General features: G+C 72.5%; 21 protein-coding genes and 1 riboswitch. Of the genes, 11 read left to right on the top strand and 10 right to left on the bottom strand.

Features of this window, described 5'->3' with window-relative positions; genetic code table 11:
* The first annotated feature begins 112 nt into the window (after window positions 1-112).
* From ACF1BN_RS25315 to ACF1BN_RS25300, 4 genes are all read left to right on the top strand, one after another.
* Window positions 113-877: a GntR family transcriptional regulator gene (locus ACF1BN_RS25315; protein WP_392333919.1), complete on the top strand. Its 765-nt coding sequence runs from the start codon at window positions 113-115 to the stop codon at window positions 875-877.
* A 327-nt stretch (window positions 878-1,204) separates the two neighbouring features.
* A complete protein-coding gene (locus ACF1BN_RS25310) occupies window positions 1,205-1,393 on the top strand; it encodes a hypothetical protein (RefSeq protein ID WP_392333877.1) in 189 nt (62 codons plus the stop codon).
* A gap of 62 nt (window positions 1,394-1,455) precedes the next feature.
* Window positions 1,456-1,704: a hypothetical protein gene (locus tag ACF1BN_RS25305; RefSeq protein ID WP_392333876.1), complete on the top strand. Its 249-nt coding sequence runs from the start codon at window positions 1,456-1,458 to the stop codon at window positions 1,702-1,704.
* A 59-nt stretch (window positions 1,705-1,763) separates the two neighbouring features.
* Window positions 1,764-2,522, top strand: coding sequence for a BTAD domain-containing putative transcriptional regulator (locus ACF1BN_RS25300; protein ID WP_392333875.1), 759 nt, complete (start codon window positions 1,764-1,766; stop codon window positions 2,520-2,522).
* 18 nt (window positions 2,523-2,540) lie between these two features.
* Here the strand turns inward: ACF1BN_RS25300 and ACF1BN_RS25295 are convergent, their stop codons facing one another.
* From ACF1BN_RS25295 to ACF1BN_RS25265, 7 genes are all read right to left on the bottom strand, one after another.
* Complete coding sequence (locus ACF1BN_RS25295) at window positions 2,541-3,914, bottom strand: endonuclease/exonuclease/phosphatase family protein (protein ID WP_392333874.1); 1,374 nt, start codon at window positions 3,912-3,914, stop codon at window positions 2,541-2,543.
* A complete protein-coding gene (locus ACF1BN_RS25290; protein ID WP_392333873.1) occupies window positions 3,911-4,921 on the bottom strand; it encodes a glycosyltransferase family 2 protein in 1,011 nt (336 codons plus the stop codon). The genes ACF1BN_RS25295 and ACF1BN_RS25290 overlap by 4 nt, the downstream gene beginning before the upstream one ends.
* Before the next feature lie 68 nt (window positions 4,922-4,989).
* Window positions 4,990-6,048, bottom strand: coding sequence for a UbiA prenyltransferase family protein (locus ACF1BN_RS25285; protein ID WP_392333872.1), 1,059 nt, complete (start codon window positions 6,046-6,048; stop codon window positions 4,990-4,992).
* 11 nt (window positions 6,049-6,059) lie between these two features.
* On the bottom strand, window positions 6,060-7,082 hold the full coding sequence (locus ACF1BN_RS25280; RefSeq protein WP_392333871.1) for an NAD-dependent epimerase/dehydratase family protein: 1,023 nt from the start codon (window positions 7,080-7,082) through the stop codon (window positions 6,060-6,062).
* Window positions 7,076-8,476, bottom strand: coding sequence for an aspartate aminotransferase family protein (locus ACF1BN_RS25275; RefSeq protein WP_376598943.1), 1,401 nt, complete (start codon window positions 8,474-8,476; stop codon window positions 7,076-7,078). The genes ACF1BN_RS25280 and ACF1BN_RS25275 overlap by 7 nt, the downstream gene beginning before the upstream one ends.
* Window positions 8,463-9,536 (bottom strand): lysylphosphatidylglycerol synthase domain-containing protein, encoded by a 1,074-nt coding sequence (locus ACF1BN_RS25270; protein WP_392333870.1) that lies wholly within the window; start codon window positions 9,534-9,536, stop codon window positions 8,463-8,465. The genes ACF1BN_RS25275 and ACF1BN_RS25270 overlap by 14 nt, the downstream gene beginning before the upstream one ends.
* Window positions 9,533-10,561, bottom strand: coding sequence for a glycosyltransferase family 2 protein (locus tag ACF1BN_RS25265; protein WP_392333869.1), 1,029 nt, complete (start codon window positions 10,559-10,561; stop codon window positions 9,533-9,535). Before ACF1BN_RS25265 ends, ACF1BN_RS25270 begins: the two co-directional genes overlap by 4 nt.
* Window positions 10,562-10,684: 123 nt before the next feature.
* Between ACF1BN_RS25265 and ACF1BN_RS25260 the strand changes: the two genes are divergently transcribed.
* Window positions 10,685-11,776: an endonuclease/exonuclease/phosphatase family protein gene (locus ACF1BN_RS25260; RefSeq protein WP_392333868.1), complete on the top strand. Its 1,092-nt coding sequence runs from the start codon at window positions 10,685-10,687 to the stop codon at window positions 11,774-11,776.
* A gap of 3 nt (window positions 11,777-11,779) precedes the next feature.
* On the opposite strand, the gene ACF1BN_RS25255 is transcribed toward ACF1BN_RS25260, so the two are convergent.
* On the bottom strand, window positions 11,780-12,706 hold the full coding sequence (locus tag ACF1BN_RS25255; RefSeq protein WP_392333867.1) for an aldo/keto reductase: 927 nt from the start codon (window positions 12,704-12,706) through the stop codon (window positions 11,780-11,782).
* 330 nt (window positions 12,707-13,036) lie between these two features.
* On the opposite strand from ACF1BN_RS25255, the gene ACF1BN_RS25250 reads away from it, so the two are divergent.
* The 6 genes from ACF1BN_RS25250 to ACF1BN_RS25225 all read left to right on the top strand — a co-directional run bounded on the left by ACF1BN_RS25250 (window position 13,037) and on the right by ACF1BN_RS25225 (window position 20,298).
* Window positions 13,037-14,014 carry a LuxR family transcriptional regulator gene (locus tag ACF1BN_RS25250; protein WP_392333866.1) on the top strand — a complete coding sequence of 326 codons (978 nt, stop codon included), beginning with the start codon at window positions 13,037-13,039 and terminating at the stop codon, window positions 14,012-14,014.
* 127 nt (window positions 14,015-14,141) lie between these two features.
* Entirely contained in the window at window positions 14,142-14,396 is a 255-nt protein-coding gene (locus ACF1BN_RS25245; RefSeq protein WP_392333865.1) for a DUF3311 domain-containing protein, read from the top strand.
* Window positions 14,393-16,018: a monocarboxylate uptake permease MctP gene (gene mctP / locus ACF1BN_RS25240; RefSeq protein ID WP_392333864.1), complete on the top strand. Its 1,626-nt coding sequence runs from the start codon at window positions 14,393-14,395 to the stop codon at window positions 16,016-16,018. Before ACF1BN_RS25245 ends, mctP begins: the two co-directional genes overlap by 4 nt.
* A 76-nt stretch (window positions 16,019-16,094) precedes the next feature.
* Window positions 16,095-16,595, top strand: coding sequence for a GNAT family N-acetyltransferase (locus tag ACF1BN_RS25235; protein ID WP_392333863.1), 501 nt, complete (start codon window positions 16,095-16,097; stop codon window positions 16,593-16,595).
* 41 nt (window positions 16,596-16,636) lie between these two features.
* Window positions 16,637-16,775: riboswitch (cobalamin riboswitch) on the top strand.
* 131 nt (window positions 16,776-16,906) lie between these two features.
* Window positions 16,907-19,282 carry a ribonucleoside-diphosphate reductase subunit alpha gene (locus ACF1BN_RS25230; RefSeq protein ID WP_392333862.1) on the top strand — a complete coding sequence of 792 codons (2,376 nt, stop codon included), beginning with the start codon at window positions 16,907-16,909 and terminating at the stop codon, window positions 19,280-19,282.
* On the top strand, window positions 19,282-20,298 hold the full coding sequence (locus tag ACF1BN_RS25225) for a ribonucleotide-diphosphate reductase subunit beta (protein WP_387274447.1): 1,017 nt from the start codon (window positions 19,282-19,284) through the stop codon (window positions 20,296-20,298). Before ACF1BN_RS25230 ends, ACF1BN_RS25225 begins: the two co-directional genes overlap by 1 nt.
* Window positions 20,299-20,370: 72 nt before the next feature.
* Here ACF1BN_RS25225 and def read toward each other — a convergent pair whose 3' ends face one another.
* Entirely contained in the window at window positions 20,371-21,021 is a 651-nt protein-coding gene (gene def, locus ACF1BN_RS25220) for a peptide deformylase (protein ID WP_392333861.1), read from the bottom strand.
* A gap of 67 nt (window positions 21,022-21,088) precedes the next feature.
* Window positions 21,089-22,069 (bottom strand): tetratricopeptide repeat protein, encoded by a 981-nt coding sequence (locus tag ACF1BN_RS25215; protein WP_392333860.1) that lies wholly within the window; start codon window positions 22,067-22,069, stop codon window positions 21,089-21,091.
* Window positions 22,070-22,112 lie beyond the last annotated feature (43 nt).

Genomic DNA, 22,112 nt, shown 5'->3' with positions numbered 1-22,112 from the left:
TCGGACCGACACCTGAGGGAGGCCGACGACCCGTGACCGGTCCGTGCCACCATGTGAGCCGCGACAGACGGAGGAGCCGGTGACGGCAGCAGCACAGTCGGGAAGGCAGGCCATGGCCACGGAGGCGGGCAGCACGGAGACAGAGGGCGGGGCGGGCACCCGCACCGCGCGCGTGCCCAAGTACTACCGGCTGAAGAGGCACCTCCTCGACATGACGGAGACCCTTCCGCCGGGCACCCCCGTGCCGCCGGAGCGCACGCTCGCGGCCGAGTTCGACACCTCGCGCACCACGGTGCGCCAGGCCCTCCAGGAACTGGTCGTCGAGGGCCGGCTGGAGCGCATCCAGGGCAAGGGCACCTTCGTCGCGAAGCCGAAGGTCTCCCAGTCGCTCCAACTCACCTCGTACACCGAGGACATGCGCGCGCAGGGCCTCGAACCCACCTCGCAGCTCCTCGACCTCGGCTACGTGACCGCCGACGACACCCTCGCCGGGCTGCTCGACATCACGGCCGGCGGCCGGGTGCTCCGCATCGAGCGCCTCCGGCTGGCGAACGGCGAGCCGATGGCGATCGAGACCACCCACCTCTCGGCCAAGCGCTTCCCCGCGCTGCGCCGTTCGCTGGTCAAGTACACCTCGCTCTACACCGCCCTGGCCGAGGTCTACGACGTGCACCTCGCCGAGGCCGAGGAGACCATCGAGACCTCGCTCGCCACCCCCCGCGAGGCCGGACTGCTCGGCACCGACGTCGGCCTGCCGATGCTGATGCTCTCCCGCCACTCCCTGGACGCCCAGGGCGAACCGGTCGAGTGGGTGCGTTCCGTCTACCGCGGCGACCGCTACAAGTTCGTCGCGCGGCTCCAGCGGCCCAACGGCTGAGCGCCGGAGGACGACACCGACAAAGAGGAGGAGGGGCCCGCCGATCCGGCGGGCCCCTCCTCCTCTTTCCGCGGCCTCGCGGAAGGCCGGCTACCGCCTTGCACCTTCAGTCCGGCAGGAACGTGACACCACCCGCGAAACATCAGGTCGGAGCCGTGCGGACACGGCGGTACCGAGCTGGCGCCAAGCGCCCGGTCGGTTGATGCCACCCCTGAGCCACTGACAGACCCGACCCCGGCCGAGCAAGCTGGAACACGTCGAAAGAGCCCCACCGAGGGGCGTAACGACACACATCCCGCGAACCGCTCCCACCGGAGGTCCTCCGCCATGCCCACGTCCGCCCGCCGCGCCCTCGTCACCGCCCTCGCCCCGCTCGCCGTCGCCGCCGGCCTGTTCGCCGCCGCCGAGACCGCTCCCCCGGCCGCCGGCGCCCCGGCCGCCGCCACGGCTCCCGCTCCGGCCGCCGCCCCCACGCCGACCCCTACCGCCTCCGGCGACGGCTTCTCCTGGGGCTGACCGGCCCGCACCACTCGGATCCGGCCATCTACCTCATCGGCATCTCGCTGTCCGCACCCATCGTGGCGGACACTGCCCCGCCCACCTCCAGCGGCGTCCTGCACACCCTGCGGCAGGCCGTGCACCCCACCGACCCCGTCGAGACCACCCGCGCCCTCGTCGCCGGCGGCTCCGTCCGGATCGCCCTCTGCGTCGACTGCCCCGACGAACTCGACGCCATCGGACGGGCCCTCGACATCTGCCGGCGCATGCTCTCCGCCGACCCGCCCGAACTCCGCGGCTACACGGTGGCCGACTGCCGCCTCCTCTGAGCACCCCTGCCGCGACCACCCGGACCACCTGACCGAGAAACGAACGGGGAGACTTCGCCGTGTTCCTCCATGTGCTCGGCCCGCTGCGGGCCACCGTCGACACCAGAGCGGTGCCCCTCGGCGGCCGGCGCGCCCGGACCGTCCTGGCCGCCCTCGCCCTCGAACCCGACTGGGCCGTCTCCGCCGAGACCCTGGTCGAGGCCGTCTGGGGACCGCGGCCCCCGGCCAGCGCCCGCACCCAGATCCGCATCTGCGTCTCCGCGCTCCGCCGCGCCCTGGCCTCCGCCGGCTCGCCCGAGGCGATCGAGACCCTGTCGTACGGCTACCGGCTGCGGATCGGGCCCGACCAGCTCGACTCCGCGGTCTTCGAGGCCCGCACCGCCCGCGCCAAGGACCTCGCCGAGAACGGCCGGCGCGCCGAGGCCGTCCTGGAGCTGCGCAACGCGCTCGCCCTGTGGACGGGCCCCGTCCTCGCCGGAGAGAGCACCCCCGCGCTCGAACCGGGGGTGCTGCGGCTGGAGGAGCTGCGGATCCGGGCCACGGAGGAGAAGCTGCGCCTGGAGCTGGCGCTCGGCCGGCACGCGGACGTGATCGGGGAGCTGATCGCGCTGACCGTCGCCCATCCCTTCCGGGAGCAGCTGCACGGCCAGCTGATGCTCGCCCTGCACCGGTCCGGGCGGACCGCCGAGGCGCTCGCCGCCTACCGGCGGATCCGGATGACCCTCGTCGACGAGCTGGGCATCGAGCCGGGCTCGCAGCTCAGCGCCCTGGAGCGGTCGATCCTGCTGGGCGAGCGGATGGAGTGCCTCTCGGCGTGACCGGACGGGCGGGGGCCGTCACAGCGAGAGCCTCAGCTCCTGCATCCGGTGCTCCGAGATCCCGTCGGTGGGCAGGAAGTCGTAGCGGTGGAGGGTCGTGTCGCCCTTGGTGAAGGCCCAGTCGACCCGGAAGAACGGCAGGTCGCGGTTGAACAACTCGTCCTCCCCGAACTCCCCCAGCGAGGCGAACTTCCAGCTCAGCGGCAGGAAGGAGGGGTTCGCCGGGGTGGCGTCCCGGGCCACCCGCCGCAGCTCGTCGAGGGGGCGCATGGCGGCCGTGGCGTTGAAGTCCCCCGCGATCACGGCCGGGTGGGTGTTGCCGGCCACGTCCCGCTCCAGGGCCTCGAACTCGGCCTGCCGCCAGGCGTGCTTGCGGCGCAGATAGCTGTCGTGGTCGAAGTCGGTGAAGGGGTTGAGGTTGTCGAGGGCGAGCGGCACGGTGATGTGCACGTTGTACGTGCTCAGCACCCGGCCGCCGACCGCGAGGTCGGTGCGGAGCACCTTCTCCCGCGCGAACACCTGCCCGAAGTCGGGCGGCTCGCCGAAGGTGAGCGCCGGGCCGGGTCCCACCGGGCTCTGCGCGACGATCGGGAAGCGGGAGAGGGTGAGCAGCTCGCCCCGGCGGGCGATGTGGTAGCCGGGGAAGGCGCGGCGCAGTTCGGCGTCGTCCTCGAGCGGCCAGTAGCCCCCCTCGCCGAGGCCGGGGGTCCAGCCGACGTGCTCCTGGAGCAGGTACACGTCGGCGTTCCGGCTGCGGAGCAGGGCGATCAGCCGGTCGGAGCCGGTCGCCATCGCCCAGTACTGGGTGTTGAGCGAGACCACCCGCAGGGCGCCGGCCGGTACGGGGCCCGGCTCGCGCCAGAGCGCGGGCCAGTTGAGCCCCGACCCGGTGACCAGGGCGAGGATGAGGGCCGCGCCGGCGACGGCGGCGGCGACCGGGCGGCGGCGCCCGCAGGCCGCGGCGGCGGCCACCAGCAGCAGGAGCGGGGTGCCGAGGAGGATCAGCGGGGGGACGACGTCCAGCATGATCGACCAGTGCCAGCGACCGCTGACCAGCCACCGCACGACGGCGTAGACCAGCCAGAGGACGGCGGCGGTGACGACGGCCCGCCCGTACCAGAGGCGTGTCCCCCGGGCGATCCGCCGGATCCGGCCGGGCCGGCCCGGCTCCGGGCGCGTGACGGACGTCGCGGCCCGGTCCTGGCCGGCGGCGGCGGAGGTCCCGGCCGCTCCGGACGGTTCGGCCGCTCCGGACGACTCGGCCCCTCCGGGCGGTTCGGCCGCTCCGGACGGTTCGGCCGCTCCTGGCCTCCCCGCCCCTCCGGACGGTTCGGCCGCTCCGGCTCCTCCGGCCTCTCCGGGTGTACGGAGCGGGGTGGGCGCGCCGCTCATGCCAGCGCCTCGCGCGGCTCGTACATGCGGCGGAAGCGGCCGCTGGTCGCGTACTGGGCGAGTCCGGTGGCCAGGCCGGCGACCACGGCGGTGTTGACCAGCAGGTGGGCGCCGGTGAAGAAGGCCGTGAAGGCGAGGCCGCGCTCCCTGGCGACGAAGCGGTACTGGCCGAAGTCGGCCAGGACCGAGCCGGCGAGGGCCGCCGCCGAGACCGGCAGGGCGGCGGCGGGCCAGACGGCGGCGAGCGGCAGGGCGGCGACGGCGAGCCCGCCGAGGGCGGAGGCGGCGGCCCGGCCGCCGGTCTCCATGCCCTGCATGGCCCGGCCCCGGTCGAAGTAGAACGGCACCCGCAGCCGGCTGCGGACGAACGCCTTGCGCAGCAGCGGCTTCATCCGGCTCTCGTCGGAGAGCCGTCCCCGGATCCGCGAGGTGAGCAGCATCGGCCACCGGGCGGCGAGCCGCTCCGCGTGGTCGATCTCCTCGGTCTGGCGCAGCGCCGTGTTGAACCAGCCGGCCTCCATGAACGCCGGTCTGCGGACCGCGCCGAGCGCGTAGAAGCCGCCGCTCACGTCGCCCTCGGCGCTCTTGCGCCAGTAGTGGTACTGGAGGATGCGGTACTGGCCGACGAGCGGCTCGGGGAAGAGGGGTTCCTTGTCGGGGACGCCGAACACGGCCCCGTACTCCGGATGCTCGTCGAAGAGCGCGACGGCCTCGGCGACCGCCTCGGGGTGCATGGTGAGGTCGGCGTCCAGGAAGAAGACGATCTCACCGCGGGCACGGCGGACGCCCTCGTTGCGGGAGGCGCCGGGGCCGCCGTTCTCGGTGACGCGGACCAGCTGGACGGGGTGGGTGGCGGCGATCTCGGCGCAGCCGTCGGTGCTGGCGTCGTCGACGACGATCACCTCGATGTTCGGGTGGGTCTGGGCCAGGACGGAGCGCAGGCAGAGGTCGACCGTGCGGCGGTCGTTGTACATGGGGACGACGACGGAGACGAGGGGTGCGGACATCGGGGCTTCCTCGGCGGTTTGTGGGCGGGAGGGGTTCGCGGAAGGCGCGGGGTGCGGGGTCGGCGGGGTCAGACGGCGAGCTGGGGCAGGAGCAGGGCGCCCCACACGCCCGCGTTGACGAGCATCACGCGGTCCCGCAGCAGGGTCTTGACCGGTTCGCCGCCGCCGCCGTCGACGACCACGACCTGGAGGTAGCGGAAGAGGGCGAGCAGCGCGCAGACCACGGTGAGCAGGGCGTAGGGGCCGAAGCCGGACTCGGTGCGCAGGTAGAGCAGGTAGCCGACGACGGCGAGGGCGGAGCACAGGACCAGGACGAGGTCGAGGAAGTGTGCCGAGTAGCCGACGAGGGCGGGGCGGTGGCCGGTGCCGGAGACGCTCAGCTCGTGGCGCCGTTTGCCGAGGATGAGGACCAGGCAGAAGGCGAGGACGGTGAGGACGAGCCACATCCCGGCGGGCCGGCCGGTGGCCTCGTACCCGCCGAGGAGGCGGAGCACGAAACCCGTGGCGACGACGAAGACGTCGATGAGCGGGACGTGCTTGAGCTTCCAGCTGTAGGCGCCGTTCACCGCGAGGTAGGCGCCGACGACGAGGGCGCCGCCGGGGCCGAGCGGGTAGAGCGCGGGGACGAGCAGGGCGGCGAGGGCGGCGGCCGTCGCCCAGGCCGCCGGGATGCTCATCCGGCCGGAGGCGAGCGGGCGGTGGCGCTTGACCGGGTGCCGCTTGTCGCGTTCGACGTCCGCGATGTCGTTGAGGACGTAGACGAGCGAGGAGGCGAGGATGAAGGCGCCGAGGGCGAGGCCGACACGGGCCGCGCCGCCGCCGCTCCAGCCGCCGTCGAGCAGGGCGAGCGGGACGACCAGGAGGTTCTTCGGCCACTGTCCGGGGCGGAGGAGGGCGAGCGGGGCGGGCAGGCCGCGCCGGCCGCGTGCCGAGGGATCGGGCGGAACGGTCGGGGTGTGCGGGACGGCCGGTTCGGGGTCGGCCCCGGAGCCGTTCGCGGGGGCGGGCGCCGGCGCGGGAGTGGGCGCGGGGTCCGCGGCGCCGGCCTGCGGGAGGGCGGAGGGTTCGGCGGGCTCGGAGACGGCCGCCGCGGTCCGGTGCGGTGTGGTGCGGGTGAGCTGGTTCATCGCACGGCCCTTCAGAAGAAGATCTTCGCGGTGGACAGCAGGCCTTGCTTCCACGGGTCTCGGCTGGTGCGTCCGGTCGCGCCCGCCGCCGGGGCGGTGTGCCGGGCGGTGCGCCACCAGTCGTAGGTGCGCAGCACGGCGTCGGCGTTGGAGTGGCGCGGGGTGAAGCCGAGGCGGGCCTTGGCCTTGTCGATGCTGACGTACGAGTCGTCCATGAGCTTGTGGAGCAGGCGCCCGTACACCGGGGAGAGCTTGAGTCGCTGGAGGACGCTGAGCAGGGCGAGCGCGGGCCGGGCGGGGAGGCCGACGACCCGCTTGCCGTGGCCGGCCGCGTCGAGGACAGCCTGGAAGTCCTCGCGGAGGGTGCCGAACTCGGCGGCGGCGAGGTTGTAGGTGTCGTTGGCGATGTCGTCCTCGGCGTGGATGACGGTGACGACGGCGTCGACGAGGTCGTCGACGGCGAACATCTGGATCTTGACGTTCCCCTTGCCGAGGACGGGGAAGTTGCGGCCCTCCTCGGCCCATTCGAAGAGCATCGAGAAGAGGCCCATGCGGCCGGGGCCGACGAAGGTCTTGGGGCGGAGGATCGGCACGCACATGCCCTCGGCCCGGTACCGCTCGGCGATCTCCTCGGCGGCGGCCTTGGCGCGACTGTAGGTGTCGACGGGTTCGCGCGGGTACTCCTCGGGGGTCGGCACGATGGTCGGCAGGCCGTAGACGGCGGTCGAGGAGATGTGGACGACCCGGGGGGTGCCGGCCGCCGCCGCGGCGGCGAAGACGTTCCGGGTGCCGCCGACGATGATCGAGCGGATCTGCTCGTCGGGGTAGCTGGGCAGGGCGGCGGCGGCGTGCACGAGGACGTCGGCGCCGTCGAGGGCCCGGTCCATCAGCTCGCGGTCGCGGATGTCGCCGGTGAGGACGACACCGGGGCCGGGGCGCAGGTCGACCCCGCGCACCTCGTGGCCTTCGGCGAGGAGTCGTTCGGCCAGCCGGGAGCCGAGCATGCCGGCCGCGCCGGTGATCGTGATCACCACTGGGAGCTCACCTTCTGCTTGATGAAACGGGCGACGAGGCCGGTGAGGCCGCGGGAGAGGACGTCGTCGAGGGCGTCGACCACGCGCTCGGCCTCCTCGGGTTCGGTGACGAGGGAGGGGCCGATGATCAGCGGGTTGAGCCCGTTGAGCGTGTAGTACGTGTAGATGTCGTGGTCCTGGTAGAGCGCGTTGATGACGGCGCAGGTCACGAGCTTGGTCTTGAAGCGGGGGTCGCGGGCCATGCCGCCGGGGGCGAGCTTGGCGACCAGGTCGAGGATCTTCGGGCCGCCCTCGATGAAGACGCCCCAGAGGGCGCCGGCTCCGGCGACGCGGCCGATCTCGTCGGGGTACTGCTTGGCGAGCCGCTCCAGGCCGGGCTGGAGGACGGCGCCGAGGGCGCGGGCGCGGGCCGGGTAGTCGTCCTCGACGGCGATGTTGACGGCTTCGAGAGCGGTGGCGCACTCCTCGCCGAAGCCGTAGTAGGTGGTGGAGGTGGAGTTCATCAGCGCGTCGCCGAGGTTGTCGTACACCTTGCGGAAGACCGGCTCGCGGGCGATGTAGGCGGAGATGGAGGACTTGCCGCCGCCGAAGGACTTGGAGGTGGTGAGCACGTCCGGGAGGAGGCCGGGGTAGCGCATGAAGTGGAAGAGGGAGCCGGTCTTGCCCCAGCCGGTGTAGATCTCGTCGAAGATCAGGATGATCTTCTCGCGGTCGCAGATCTCGCGCAGTCCGCGCAGGAACTCCTCGGAGCACTCCTGGATGGTGGAGGCGCTGAAGGGCTCGATGAGCAGGGCGTAGACGTCGCCCTTGTGGGCGGCGACCGCGCGGCGGACGGAGTCGAGGTCGTTGTAGCGGAAGGTGTCGATGCCGGGGATGGTGGGGAAGCCGAACTGGGCCTGGCCGGTGAGTCCGCCGGAGCCGAGGAGCTTGCCGTGGAAGGCGCAGTCGGCGCGCAGGACGGTGTGGCGCTTGCCGTTGTGGAACTTGTGGGCGAGCTTGACGGCGCCTTCGACGGCCTCGGCGCCGGAGTTGGGCAGGAAGGCCATGTTGAGGTCGCCGGGGAGGATCTCGGCGAGGTTGTGGCCGAGGGCGGCGAGGTAGGGCGAGAAGTAGGTCTTGTGGACCTCCATCCGCCTGTCGCGGGCGAAGCGTTCGCGGGCGGCGAGGATGCGGGGGTGGTTGTGGCCGTGGTTGAGGACGCCGACCCCGCCGGTGAGGTCGAGGACGCGGCGGCCGTCGGTGAGGGTGAGGTGGGCCCCCTCGGCGCTCCTGACCAGCTCGCGGCCGAAGCCGAAGGAGGTCATGAGGGAGACCTGGCTCTTGTTCACGTAGCGGCGGTAGAGGTCGTGGACCTGGTCGATGTCGAACCGCTCGGCTTCGTCAAGGGTGTACATGGGCGTTCTCTCCGATCGGGGTGGTGAGGCAGTACGGGTGGGCGTGGGGGACGGCGGCGTACTCGGGGAGGGGGGTGCCGGCCGGGGCGGGGGCGTGGGGGGCCCGTGCCGCGGGGGTGTCGGGCCGGTGGGGCGGCTCCGTGGGGGGCGCGGCGGGCGGGGCGTCGGGGATTCCGCGGAGCCGGGACCAGGCCAGGACCACCGCCGAGCTGCCGAGTTCGGCGAGGACACAGACCAGGCGGCTGGCGAGGGCCGCGGCGGCGGCGAGGCCGCCGGGCAGGACGGTGGCGAGGGCGGCGGTGAGGGTGAGCTCCCGGACGCCCCAGCCGTCGGGGACGATCACGGCGAGGCTGCTGACCACGGTGGCCAGGGCGAAGCCGCCGACGGCCGCGCCGAGCCCGGACCACGGGGGCGCGCCGATCGCGAGGAGCAGGAACCACAGGTGGAGGCCGGAGGCCGTCCAGGAGGCGAGCGCGAGGAGGACGGCCCGGCGGACGGCGGCGTCCGGCGGCGGGTCGACGGGCCTGCGGGCGAGCCGGGTGAGCCAGGTGACCGGGCGGGTGATGATCGCGGGCCGGACGACCCCGGCGAGGAAGACGAGGACCGGCGGGCAGAGCCAGTACCAGTGGCCGGGCAGCGCGGCGGGCGCGGCGGCGAGACCGACGGCGGCGCCGGTGAGCAGGGTGAGGGCGAGGCTGAGCACGTACGCCGAGGTCATGCGGGCGCCGGGGACGCCGGCCGCGCGGCCGTGGGCGATGTGGGTGAGGACGCCCCAGACGCGGCCGGGCACGTACTTGCTGAGCTGCCCGAGGAAGTAGATCTTGGCGGCGAGCAGGCCCCGGATCGGGTGGTCGCCGGGGATGAGGACGCGCCAGGCGTGGACGGCGAGGACGAGTCCGGCGATGTTGGCGAGGACGGAGGCGGCGAGCAGCGGGACGGCGTCGGCGCGGACGAAGGCGCGGGCGGCCTCGGCGCCCTGGTCCTTGACGAGGAGGAAGACGCCGACGAGGGCGGCGACCACCACCACGGGGGTGAGCCAGCGGCGGATGCGGTCGATCACGGGGTGCCCGCCTTCGCCGCGGCGTGCGTCGCCGGGGTCGTGGGGGCGGGCGCGCCCCGGACGGCCCCGACCGCGGCCCCCGCGAGGAGGGCGGCGTGGCAGGCGAGGTGGACGGCGGTGAAGAAGGGGGCGAAGGCGAGGCCCCGGCGGCGGGCGGCGAAGCGGACGAGCCCGGCGTTGGCGGCGCAGAAGGCGAGGAGTCCGGTGGCGGCCGGCAGGGCGGGCCAGGCGCCGGGCGCGCCGAGGAGGGCGAGGAGCGCGCCGAGGACCGGGGAGCCGAGGAGGAGGGCGGCGGCGAGGACGGAGGCGGGGGTGTTGGCGGTGAGGTTGGTGCGGCCGCCGGCCTTCGCGGAGCGCAGGGCGGGGACGAGGAGGAGGGCCCGCCGGTAGGTCTCGGCGAGGAGCGGGCCGAGCCGGTGCTCCTCGTCGTGGTGGGCCATGACCCGCTCGGTGAGGACGATCCGGTAGTGCGGGGCGAGCCGGTCGCTGAACTCCAGGTCCTCGGAGTCCCGCAGCGACTCGTCGAAGCCGCCGACGCGGTCGAAGACCTCGCGGGGGACGGCCGCCTGGGCGAAGAAGGCGGTCTCGACGACTCCGGCGCCGCGGGCCCGCCACCAGTAGGCGTGGAGGGTCTTGTACCACTCGACGGGTCCGTCGTCGACGAGCGGTTCGGGGGCGATGACACCGTGTACGCAGCCGCAGGCGGGGTCGGCGCGGAGGATCTCCAGGGCCGCTTCGACGGAGCCGGGGGTGAGGGCCTCGTCGGAGTCGAGGAAGAAGAGGACGTCCCCGGTGGCGGCGGCGATGCCCGTGTTGCGGGCGGCGGAGACGCCCCGGTTGGCGCCGTCGCCGAGGAGGGTGCAGGGGTGGCGGCGGGCGATCTCGGCGGTGGCGTCGGTGGAGCCGTCGTCGACGACGATGACCTCGTGGACGGGGTGGGTCTGGGCGTACACGGAGCCGAGGCAGGCGTCGAGGGTGCGTGCGGAGTTGTAGGCCGGTATGACGACCGACACGGTTTGCGTCATGGGAGGAGCACACCGGGTCCGCGTATGGGTCGCGTATCGTTCCCGTATCGCCTCTTCTCGCAGTTCGAGACGGTCAACTCTCCTGCGCATCAGCCGACTTGGGGGCTGCTAGCGTTCCCGGTCGTGAATCTTCGGACGACCTTCCCGCGGGTGCTCGCGGTGGCCGTGGCGGGGTGGGCGCTGCTCGCCGTGCCGGGCCTGTTCCTCAGTGGGGCGTGGTGGCCGTGGCTGCTGCCGGACCTCGCTCCCCCGATCGCCTTCCTCGCGGTGCCGCTGGCCCTCCTCGCGCTCTGCGCGGGCGTACGGGACCGGGTGCGGCGCCGGTGGCTGGCGGCGGCGCTGGTGGTGCTGCTGCTCGCCGGCGCCGGACGGGCCGGGGTGCACTGGGGCGCGCTGGTGCCGGGGGGCGGTCCGCCGCCGGCCCCGGCGGGCGCGCTGCGGGTGTTCTCCTGGAACACCCTGTACTGGGACACCACCGACGACCCGGCCGCCTTCCACCGCTTCCTGCGGTCGAAGGACGCGGACGTGTACCTGCTCCAGGAGTACCTGGCGTGGCGGGACGGGACGCACACGGAGATCGACCGGCTGGCCGCGCTGCGCGCCGCCTTTCCCGGCTACCGGGTGGTGGCGCGGGGCGAGCTGGTGACGCTCTCGCGCTTCCCTGTGGTGGCCACGCCGCCCGTCGGCCCGGGGCAGGCGGCGGACGACCGGTCGGTGCCGTGGCGGGAGCGGTTCGAGCGGAACAAGGTGCTGCGGACCGATGTCGACGTGGCGGGGCGGGTGGTGTCGTTCTACAACGTGCACGTCCCGGTGCAGCTGGACATCGAGCGGTCGCCGCTGAGCCGGGGCTTCTACCGGGTGGTGCGGGAGACCGACGCGGTGCGGAAGGAGCACTTCGCGGCGCTGCTCGCGGACGCCCGCGCGAACCCGCGTCCGCTGCTGATCTCGGGGGACTTCAACACCACTCCGGCGATGGGCGATCTGGACGGGCTGCGGGGCGCGTTCTCCGACGCGGTGGCCGCCTCGTCCTCGGCGCTTCCGGTGAGCTGGGGGCCCGGCCCGCTGCCGCTGTGGCGGCTGGACTGGACGTTCACCGGCGGCGGGCTGCGCGTGCACCGGTACGCGCTGACCGACCCCGGCGGTCTGTCGGACCACCGGGGGCAGGAGCTGCTGGTCTCCCCGGCCCCCGTGGCGGTCCGGGCGGACGCGAGCTGACGGTCAGGCGCCGGCCTCGTCGAGGCGGCGGCGCTGCTCGGGGTCGAGCGTCAGCGTGAGGGCCCCCATGACCTCCTCGATCTGCTCGACGCGGCTGGCGCCGACGATCGGCAGGATCCGCTGCTCGCCGCCGAGCAGCCAGGCCAGGACGACCTGGTTGACGGTGGCGCCGAGTTCGCGGGCGGTCTCGGCGAGGGCGGCGAGCCGGGGCGGGGTGCCCGGGTGGTCGTACGCGTCGGGGATGCCGATCTCGGGGCGGGTGTAGCCGCCGGAGAGCAGAGAGCTGTAGGCCCAGACGGGCAGCTGCTCCGCGCGGGCGTAGTCGAGGTGCTCGCGGGTGGCGTGGACGTGCGCCGTGGACGGCAGCGCCTTGTCGAAGCGGGGCAGCAGGTAGGAGTGGCGGTTCTGGAGGTGGGTGTAGCGGGGGCGGTCGCCGGCCAGGGCGCGGGCGCGCTCGACGCGCCAGGTGGCGTGGTTGCTGGCGCCGAGCTCGCCGGCCCTGCCCTCGTCGACCAGGTCGGCGAGGGCGCCGACGGTCTCCTCCATCGGGACGGCGCGGTCCTCGACGTGGGCCCAGAAGACCTCGACGCGGTCGGTCCCGAGGCGGGCGAGGCTGCCGTCGAGGGCGGTCCTGACGACCTTCTCGGAGAGTCCCTCCCACTCGTCGGTGCCGGGCAGGGGGCGGGCTCCGCACTTGGTGGACAGGACGACGGAGTCGCGGTTGCCCCGGGCGGCGAGCCAGCGCCCGATGGTGACCTCGGACTCGTCGCCGGTGGCACCGTCGAGCCAGTACGCGTAGTTGTTGGCGGTGTCGACGACGGTGCCGCCGAGTTCGGTGAAGCGGTCGAGGATCGCGAACGAGGTGGCCTCGTCGACGCTGGTGCCGAAGGGGAGGGCGCCGAGGACGATGGTGCGCTGCGGGATCGCCATGGGGTGCGGTCCTTTTCGATGGAGCGGCGGAAGACGGACGAGGGTTGGACTAGACCAACCCCCGTCCATCCTGGAGCACGAACTCCCGCCCCGCAGCAGTTTGTTGCACCGCGTCACCGCGACCTGACGTACTAACGCGGGAAGTCTCATTGGTCTATACCTGAGCGTGGTGACGACATACGATCGCCAGGCTCGCGCGGCGTGCTCGGACGCTCGGACACACCGGCGCCCGGCCCCGCGGACGCGCAGACGCTCGTACACACAGACGCACAGACGCACAGACGCACAGACACGCAGACGCACACAGGGTCTTGACCGGGGGGAAACGCCTTGTTGGAGGCGCTGGGAATCCAGCGGTCGGCGGAGACCGTCTACCGACTCATGCTCGACCATCCCGAGGAGGGCGTGGCCGGCCTGGCCGCCCGGCTCGACTGGCCCCAGGAGCGGGTCCGCGAGGCCCTCGGCCTGCTCGCCGAGGCCCGGCTCGTCGCCATGGAGGACGAGTCCGGCACCCCCGTGCCGTTCAGCCCCGAGGTCAGTTTCTCCTTCCTCCTCGCCCGCGCCGAGGCCGAACTGGGCCGCCGCCGCCGCGAGGTCGAGCGGGCCGAGCGCGCGGTGGCCGACATCCTCGCCACGTACACCGGCGGACCGAGCCCCTCCCACGACGTCGTGGAGCGGGTCACCGGCCTGGACGCGGTGCGCCGGCGGCTCGAATCGCTCGCCGCCGGCGCCCGGGAGGAATGCCTCTCCCTCCTGGTCGGCGGGGCGCAGCTGCCCGACACCATGGACGCCAGCCAGCCCCTCGACCAGCTCGCGCTGGAGCGCGGCGTCCGGATCCGCTCCATCTACCAGGAGAGCTTCCGCAACGACCAGCCCACCGTCGACTACGTCCGCTGGTACTGCGAACTCGGCGGCGAGGCCCGGACCGTGCCCGTCGTCCCGCTCCTCATGGTCATCGTCGACCGGGAGGCCGCCCTCGTCCCCGTCGACCCCGGCGACGGCCGCGCCGGCGCCCTGGAGGTGCGCAGCCCCGGACTGGTCCACGCGCTCGCCGTCCTCTTCGACCACCTGTGGGAGGCCGGCACCCCCTTCGGCGAGGCGCCCCGCCGCGACGCCCACGACCTCTCCCCCCAGGAACGCGAACTGGTCATGCTCCTGGGCATCGGCTGCACCGACGACATCGCCGCCCGTCGGCTCGGCGTCTCGCTGCGCACGGTGCGCCGGATGAGCTCGGAGCTGATGTCCCGGCTCGGCGCCCGCAGCCGTTTCGAGGCCGGTGTCCGGGCGGTGAAGGAGGGCTGGCTCTGACCTGGCGGGAAATCGCCTGAACCGACGGCCCCGCCGAGCCGTGCAACGGTGAGGGGTTCCGTTCGGGAAAACAGTCCCCTACATTTCCTCGGCATTGAACGCTGATCACCAAGGGGACGCTTTCACCATGTCAGAAGCCGCAACCGGGAAACAACCGGTCATCACCCCGACCAGGATCGTCATAGCCCTGTGCCTGGCAGCCCCGTTCGTGGCGATGCTCTGGGTGAGTTCGTACGCGAAGACCGAGCCGGTCCTCGCCGGAATCCCGTTCTTCTACTGGTACCAGATGCTCTGGGTGGTGGTGTCGACCGCGCTCACGATGGTCGCGTACAAGCTGTGGCAGCGTGACCAGCGCGCCCGCAAGGGAGGTGACGCGCGATGAAGGACGGCGTCAACGGCGTGGCACTCGCCGTCTTCATCTTCTTCTTCCTGGCCGTCACGGTCATGGGCTTCCTCGCCTCCCGGTGGCGCAGGGCCGAGAACGAGAACAGCCTCGACGAATGGGGCCTCGGCGGACGGTCGTTCGGCACCTGGGTCACCTGGTTCCTGCTCGGCGGCGACATCTACACCGCGTACACCTTCGTCGCCGTCCCCGCGGCCATCTACGCGGCGGGCGCGGCCGGCTTCTTCGCCGTGCCGTACACGATCCTGATCTACCCGCTGATCTTCACCTTCCTGCCGCGGCTCTGGTCCGTCTCGCACAAGCACGGATATGTGACCACCTCGGACTTCGTCCGCGGCCGCTTCGGCTCCAAGGGCCTGTCCCTGGCGGTGGCCCTCACCGGCATCCTCGCCACCATGCCGTACATCGCGCTCCAGCTCGTCGGCATCCAGGCCGTCCTGGACGTGATGGGCGTCGGCGGCGGCGAGGACACCCACTGGTTCATCAAGGACCTGCCGATCCTCATCGCCTTCGGCGTGCTCGCGGCGTACACGTACTCCTCGGGCCTGCGCGCCCCGGCGCTCATCGCCTTCGTCAAGGACACCCTGATCTACATCGTCATCGCGGTGGCGATCATCTACATCCCGATCAAGCTCGGCGGCTTCGACGAGATCTTCGCCAAGGCCGGCGAGGCGTACGCGACGATCAACCCGGCGACCGACAAACCGCGCGGCTCGCTGGTCCCGGGCGAGGCGAGCCAGTGGACGTACGCGACGCTCGCGCTCGGCTCGGCGCTCGCGCTCTTCATGTACCCGCACTCGATCACGGCGACCCTCTCCTCCAAGAGCCGCGAGGTCATCCGCCGCAACACCACCATCCTGCCGCTGTACTCGCTGATGCTGGGCCTGCTCGGGCTGCTCGGCTTCATGGCGATCGCCGCCGGAGTGAAGGTCGCCAACGGCCAGCTCGCCATCCCGCAGCTGTTCGAGAACATGTTCCCGGACTGGTTCGCCGGCGTGGCCTTCGCCGCGATCGGCATCGGCGCGCTCGTCCCGGCCGCGATCATGTCGATCGCCGCGGCCAACCTCTTCACCCGCAACATCTACAAGGACTTCATCAAGAAGGACGCCACCCCGGAGCAGGAGACCAAGGTCTCCAAGCTGGTCTCGCTCCTGGTCAAGGTCGGCGCGCTCGCCTTCGTCCTCACCATGGACAAAACGGTCGCGATCAACTTCCAGCTGCTCGGCGGCATCTGGATCCTCCAGACCTTCCCGGCCCTGGTCGGCGGACTGTTCACCCGCTGGTTCCACCGCTGGGCGCTGATCGCCGGCTGGGCGGTCGGCATGATCTACGGCACGGTCGCCGCGTACGGCGTCGCCAGCCCGACCCAGAAGCACTTCGGCGGTTCCTCGGCGGAGATCCCGGGCATCGGCGAGATCGGCTACATCGGCCTCACCGCCTTCGTCCTCAACGTCGTCGTCACGGTGGTCCTCACCTTCGTCCTCCGGGCCGCCAAGGCCCCGGACGGCATCGACGAGACCTCCCCGTCGGACTACACGGCCGACGCCGGCGACGCGGGCGTCAGCACCGAGCTCCCCAAGGTCGGCGCCGCCACCCACTGAGCCGCGGACGCGCGCGCGAGAGGGGCCCGGGAAAACCCGGGCCCCTCTCGCGTGGCCGCGCGGCAGACTGGGACGCATGGACTTCACGATCAGGGCGGTACGGCCCGAGGAGCACGAGGAGCTCGGTGACCTCACCGGGCTCACCTATCTGAACGACGGGCTGCTGCTGCACGGCGAGGACGACTTCTACCTGGACGTGCTCCGCGACACGGCCCGCCGGGCGCGCGAGAGCGAGGTGCTGGTCGCCACCGACGCCGAGGACCGGATCGTCGGCGGGGTGACCTTCGCCCCCGGCGGCACCCCCTGGGCCGACATCGCCGTCCCCGGCGAGGCCGAGTTCCGGATGCTCGTGGTCGCGCCGGCGGCCCGCGGCAGGGGCGTCGGGGAGGCCCTCGTGCGCGCCTGCGTGGACCGGGCGCGCGCCCTGCCCGACTGCGCCAGGATCGTGCTCTCCACGGACGGCAAGATGGTGTCGGCGCACCGGATCTACGAACGGATGGGCTTCGTGCGCACCCCCGAGCGGGACTGGCAGCCCATCCCCGAACACTCTCTGCGAACCTACGCCCTGGAGCTGTAGTCCACGGACCGACACAACATGTGGGGGGTGCCGCGATCGGCGCCCCCCACATGTATGCTCGTCCTCGCTGTCGCCGCAGGGGAATCCGGTGTGAATCCGGAACTGTCCCGCAACGGTGTACTTCGTGTGCCCTTGTCCACGGAGAGAGTCCGAGCACCTGCCGGCAGTGCGCCCGGTACGACCGTTCCGGGTGCCGACGACGTCCGGGCCTCGCGGAATGGGCCGGTGGACGCGGGCGCATCCGCGCGTACGGGTGCCCGCCCGCCCCTCCCCCGCCGCGGCCCGGTCCGAGAGCGAGGGAGAGCCCCCACGTGACCATCGCGCCTGCGGGTCCGTCAGCCACCGAGGCCGCCGCGATCGACAGCGACGGCCCCGGGACCGTGCTGCTGCGGACCCTGACCGACCTCACCGCCGACCTCACCGACACCGACCCCGGTCGGGTCGCCGCCGCCGCGCTGCGGGGCCGGCACGCCGGTTCGGACGAGGCGGAGCTGCGCGAACTGGCCACCGAGGCCGCCGCCGGTCTCATCGCCGAGGACCCCTCCTACTCGCGGCTCGCCGCGAGGCTGCTCACCCTCACCATCGCCGAGGAGGCGGCCTCCCAGGGCGCCGTCTGCTTCTCCGCCTCCGTCGCCACCGGCCACCGCGAGGGCCTGATCGCCGACCGCACCGCCGCCTTCGTCGCGCTGCACGCGGACCGCATGGACGCGCTGATCGACCTCGCCGGCGACGACCGCTTCGGCTACTTCGGCCTGCGGACGCTCTACTCCCGCTATCTGCTGCGCCACCCGATCACCCGCAAGGTGATCGAGACCCCGCAGCACTTCATGCTGCGGGTGGCTGCGGGCCTCGCCGAGGACGACTCGCTCCGCGCGCTGGACGAGGTGGCGGCGCTGTACCGGCTGATGAGCCGGCTCGACTACCTGCCCTCCTCCCCCACGCTCTTCAACTCCGGCACCCGCCACCCGCAGATGTCCTCCTGCTACCTGCTGGACTCCCCGCAGGACGAGCTGGACTCGATCTACGACCGCTACCACCAGGTCGCGCGCCTGTCGAAGCACGCCGGCGGCATCGGCCTGTCCTACTCCCGGATCCGCTCGCGCGGTTCGCTGATCCGCGGCACCAACGGGCACTCCAACGGCATCGTGCCGTTCCTGAAGACGCTCGACGCCTCCGTGGCGGCGGTGAACCAGGGCGGCCGGCGCAAGGGCGCCGCCGCGGTCTACCTGGAGACCTGGCACGCGGACATCGAGGAGTTCCTGGAGCTCCGCGACAACACCGGCGAGGACGCCCGCCGCACCCACAACCTGAACCTCGCCCACTGGATCCCGGACGAGTTCATGCGCCGGGTGAACGCGGACGCCGAGTGGTCGCTCTTCTCCCCCGCCGACGTGCCCGAGCTGGTCGACCTGTGGGGCGAGGAGTTCGACGCCGCCTACCGCGCCGCCGAGGCGAAGGGCCTGGCCCGCCGGACCATGCCGGCCCGCGACCTGTACGGCCGGATGATGCGGACCCTGGCCCAGACCGGCAACGGCTGGATGACCTTCAAGGACGCCTCGAACCGTACGGCCAACCAGACCGCCGAGCCCGGCACGGTCGTCCACTCCTCCAACCTCTGCACCGAGATCATCGAGGTCACGAACGACGGCGAGACGGCCGTCTGCAACCTCGGCTCGGTCAACCTCGGCGCCTTCGTCTCCGGCGGCACCATCGACTGGGAGCGGCTCGACGAGACCGTCCGCACCGCGGTCACCTTCCTCGACCGGGTCGTCGACATCAACTTCTACCCGACCGAGCAGGCCGGGAACTCCAACTCCCGCTGGCGCCCGGTCGGCCTGGGCGCGATGGGCCTCCAGGACGTCTTCTTCAAGCTGCGGCTGCCCTTCGACTCCGCCGAGGCCCGCGCGCTCTCCACCCGGATCGCCGAGCGCATCATGCTCGCCGCGTACGAGGCCTCCGCCGACCTCGCCGAGCGCAGCGGTCCGCTGCCGGCCTGGGAGAAGACCCGTACCGCGCGGGGCGTGCTCCACCCCGACCACTACGGCGTCGAGCTCACCTGGCCCGAGCGCTGGGCCGCGCTGCGCGAGCGGATCGCGACCACCGGCATGCGCAACAGCCTGCTGCTCGCCATCGCCCCGACGGCGACCATCGCCTCCATCGCCGGCGTCTACGAGTGCATCGAGCCGCAGGTCTCCAACCTGTTCAAGCGCGAGACGCTCTCCGGCGAGTTCCTCCAGGTCAACTCGTACCTCGTGGACGAGCTGAAGGCGCTCGGCGTGTGGGACGCGCAGACCCGCGAGGCGCTGCGCGAGGCCAACGGCTCGGTGCAGGGCTTCAACTGGGTGCCGGCCGAGGTCCGCGACCTGTACCGCACGGCGTGGGAGATCCCGCAGCGCGGCCTGATCGACATGGCGGCGGACCGCACCCCCTTCCTCGACCAGTCGCAGTCGCTGAACCTCTTCATGGAGACGCCGACCATCGGCAAGCTGTCGTCGATGTACGCGTACGCCTGGAAGCAGGGCCTGAAGACGACGTACTACCTGCGCTCCCGCCCGGCGACCCGGATCGCCCGCGCGGCCCAGGCGTCCGCCACCGCCGCCGCCCCCATCCCCGTCCAGCAGGCCGCCGACCCCGACGCGGTCGCCTGCTCCCTTGAGAACCCCGAGTCCTGCGAGGCCTGCCAGTAATGAGCACCAACGAGCACAAGAACCTCCTGGACCCCGGTTTCGAGCTGACCCTCCGCCCGATGCGCTACCCGGACTTCTACGAGCGCTACCGGGACGCCATCAAGAACACCTGGACCGTCGAGGAGGTCGACCTCCACTCGGACGTCGCCGACCTCGCCAAGCTCACCCCCGGCGAGCAGCACATGATCGGCCGGCTGGTCGCGTTCTTCGCGACGGGCGACTCGATCGTGGCGAACAACCTGGTCCTGACGCTGTACAAGCACATCAACTCCCCCGAGGCGCGGCTCTACCTCTCGCGCCAGCTCTTCGAGGAGGCCGTGCACGTCCAGTTCTATCTGACCCTCCTGGACACCTACCTGCCCGACCCGGACGACCGCGCGGCGGCCTTCGACGCCGTCGAGAACATCCCCTCCATCCGCGAGAAGGCGCAGTTCTGCTTCAAGTGGATGGACTCGGTCGAGAAGATCGACCAGCTGGAGACGGCCGCCGACCGCCGCCGCTTCCTGCTCAACCTGATCTGCTTCGCCGCGTGCATCGAGGGCCTGTTCTTCTACGGCGCCTTCGCGTACGTCTACTGGTTCCGCTCGCGCGGCCTGCTGCACGGCCTGGCGACCGGCACCAACTGGGTGTTCCGCGACGAGACCATGCACATGAACTTCGCCTTCGAGGTCGTGGACACGGTCCGCAAGGAGGAGCCGGAGCTCTTCGACGACGCCCTCCAGCAGCAGGTCACCGACATGCTGAGGGAGGCCGTCGAGGCGGAGCTCCAGTTCGGCCGCGACCTGTGCGGTGACGGCCTGCCCGGCATGAACACCGAGTCCATGCGCGAGTACCTCCAGTGCGTCGCCGACCAGCGCCTGGTCCGCCTCGGCTTCCCGCCGGTCTACGGCTCCGAGAACCCCTTCTCCTTCATGGAGCTCCAGGGCGTCCAGGAACTCACCAACTTCTTCGAGCGCCGCCCCTCCGCCTACCAGGTGGCGGTCGAGGGCTCGGTCGACCTGGACGAGGACTTCTAGGACCCGGTCCGTCCGGACATGTGAGAGGGCCCCGCACTCCTGGAGTGCGGGGCCCTCTCACACGTCCGGGACTCAGTCGTTGGCGACGACCGGGTAGCGCGGGGTGCCCTCTTCCATCTGGCGCAGGGCGTCCTTGCGGTCGCGCTTGGACAGCTTGTCGATGTAGAGGAAGCCGTAGAGGTGGTCCGTCTCGTGCTGGAGGGCGCGGGCGAAGTAGCCGGTGCCGCGGACCTTGATGGGGTTGCCGAGGAGGTCCTGGCCGTGGACCTCGGCGAAGTCCGGGCGGGCCAGGGCCGCGTAGGCGGTGGGGACCGAGAGGCAGCCCTCGTTGGAGTCGTCGAGGTGGCGGCGGTCGGCCGGGAGCTCCTGGAGCACCGGGTTGACCACGTGGCCGGTGTGGCGGACGCCCTCGTCGTCGGGGCAGTCGTAGACGAAGACCTTCAGGCCGACGCCGATCTGGTTGGCGGCGAGGCCGACGCCCTCCGCCGTCTTCTGGCTGGCGAACATGTCGTCGACCAGGGCCGCGAGCTCCGGACCGAACTCGGTGACGTCCTTGCACTCGTGGTGCAGCACCGGATTGCCGACGACCGTGATCGGGCGGGAGGTGCCCCGCTCGCGGTGGGCGAGCTCGCGCTCCTCGCACTCCTGCGTGTCCACGATGTAGCCGTCGTCGTCCAGGGCGTAGCCCGTGAAGATCTGCTCGCCCGTCTCCTGCTGCGCCATGTGCCGCCGCGCCTTCCTGAAATACCCGAATCCGTCGGGGACAGCCTACGGGGCCGGGGCCGAAGGCTCAGCAGACCTCTTCGAGATCGCGCCACTCCCGGCTGTCGGGGTTGTCCGCCACCCAGCCGTCCAGGAGGCCGCGGACGAGATCGGCCGGGGCGGCGATCCCGCACTCGCGCTCGGGCACCCACAGCTCGCCGGGCGAGCGGTGGCCGAGCGGGCCGGGGTGGCCGGGCTCGCTGTGGTCGTGCGGGTCGACGTGGTCGCCCTCGCCCTCGGCGCTGGGCATGGTCGACTCGGAGCAGGCCCGGCAGAGGAGCCGTACCGACGAGGACCAGTCCTCGGCGGCGAAGCCCGCCTCCGCGGCGAGGTGCTCCAGGGCGTCCCGGTCGGCCTCGGTGGCGGCCTCCAGGAGGACGACCCAGGTGGGGACGGGCGACGGGGCCCACAGCTCGATCTCGTCGAAGACCGGGTAGGAGGGGCCGGCGGTGGTGGTCCGCTCGCCGTTCGGGACGCCGTCGTGGAGGACGACCTCGCCCCAGCGGCGGCCGGAGGACGGCAGCGGGATGGAGAGGACCTCGATGCGGGCCGGGTCGAGCCGGCGGCCCCAGACGACCTCGGCCTCACCCTCGGGCGAGAGGCGGACGGCCGCGCTGCCGAGCTCCATCCCGGCGGGCTCGCCGGTGGCGGAGGAGGCTCCGGGGACCTTCAGTCCGTAGGCCTGCCAGGCGCGGCGGGCCAGCGGCCAGTCCTGGAGCGCGGTGGCGGCGATGCCGACGTTCCACCAGTCGGGGGCGCCGGTCTCCTTGTCGAGCAGGGCCACGGCCCGCAGTCCGGCGGCGCGGGCCTGCTCCCAGTCGTGCCGGAACTTGTGGAGCAGCGCCAGGTTGAACCAGGACTCGGAGAGCCAGGGCTCCAGATCGGCCGCCCGGGTGAGCAGCGCGCCCGCGTCCTCGTACCGTCCGTCGCCGATCAGCGTGAACGCGCGGTCGGTGGCCTGCCGCCACGAGGCGGAGGGCCGATGCCGTACCTTCCCGAAGATCCTCACGATTCCCGCCTGCCCGATCGCTTCACCCTCTTGTTCGCATCCA

It is taken from the genome of Streptomyces sp. NPDC014861, from assembly GCF_043081625.1.
Classification (GTDB): Bacteria; Actinomycetota; Actinomycetes; order Streptomycetales; family Streptomycetaceae; genus Streptomyces.
This window is presented reverse-complemented; position numbering and strand designations above follow the sequence as displayed.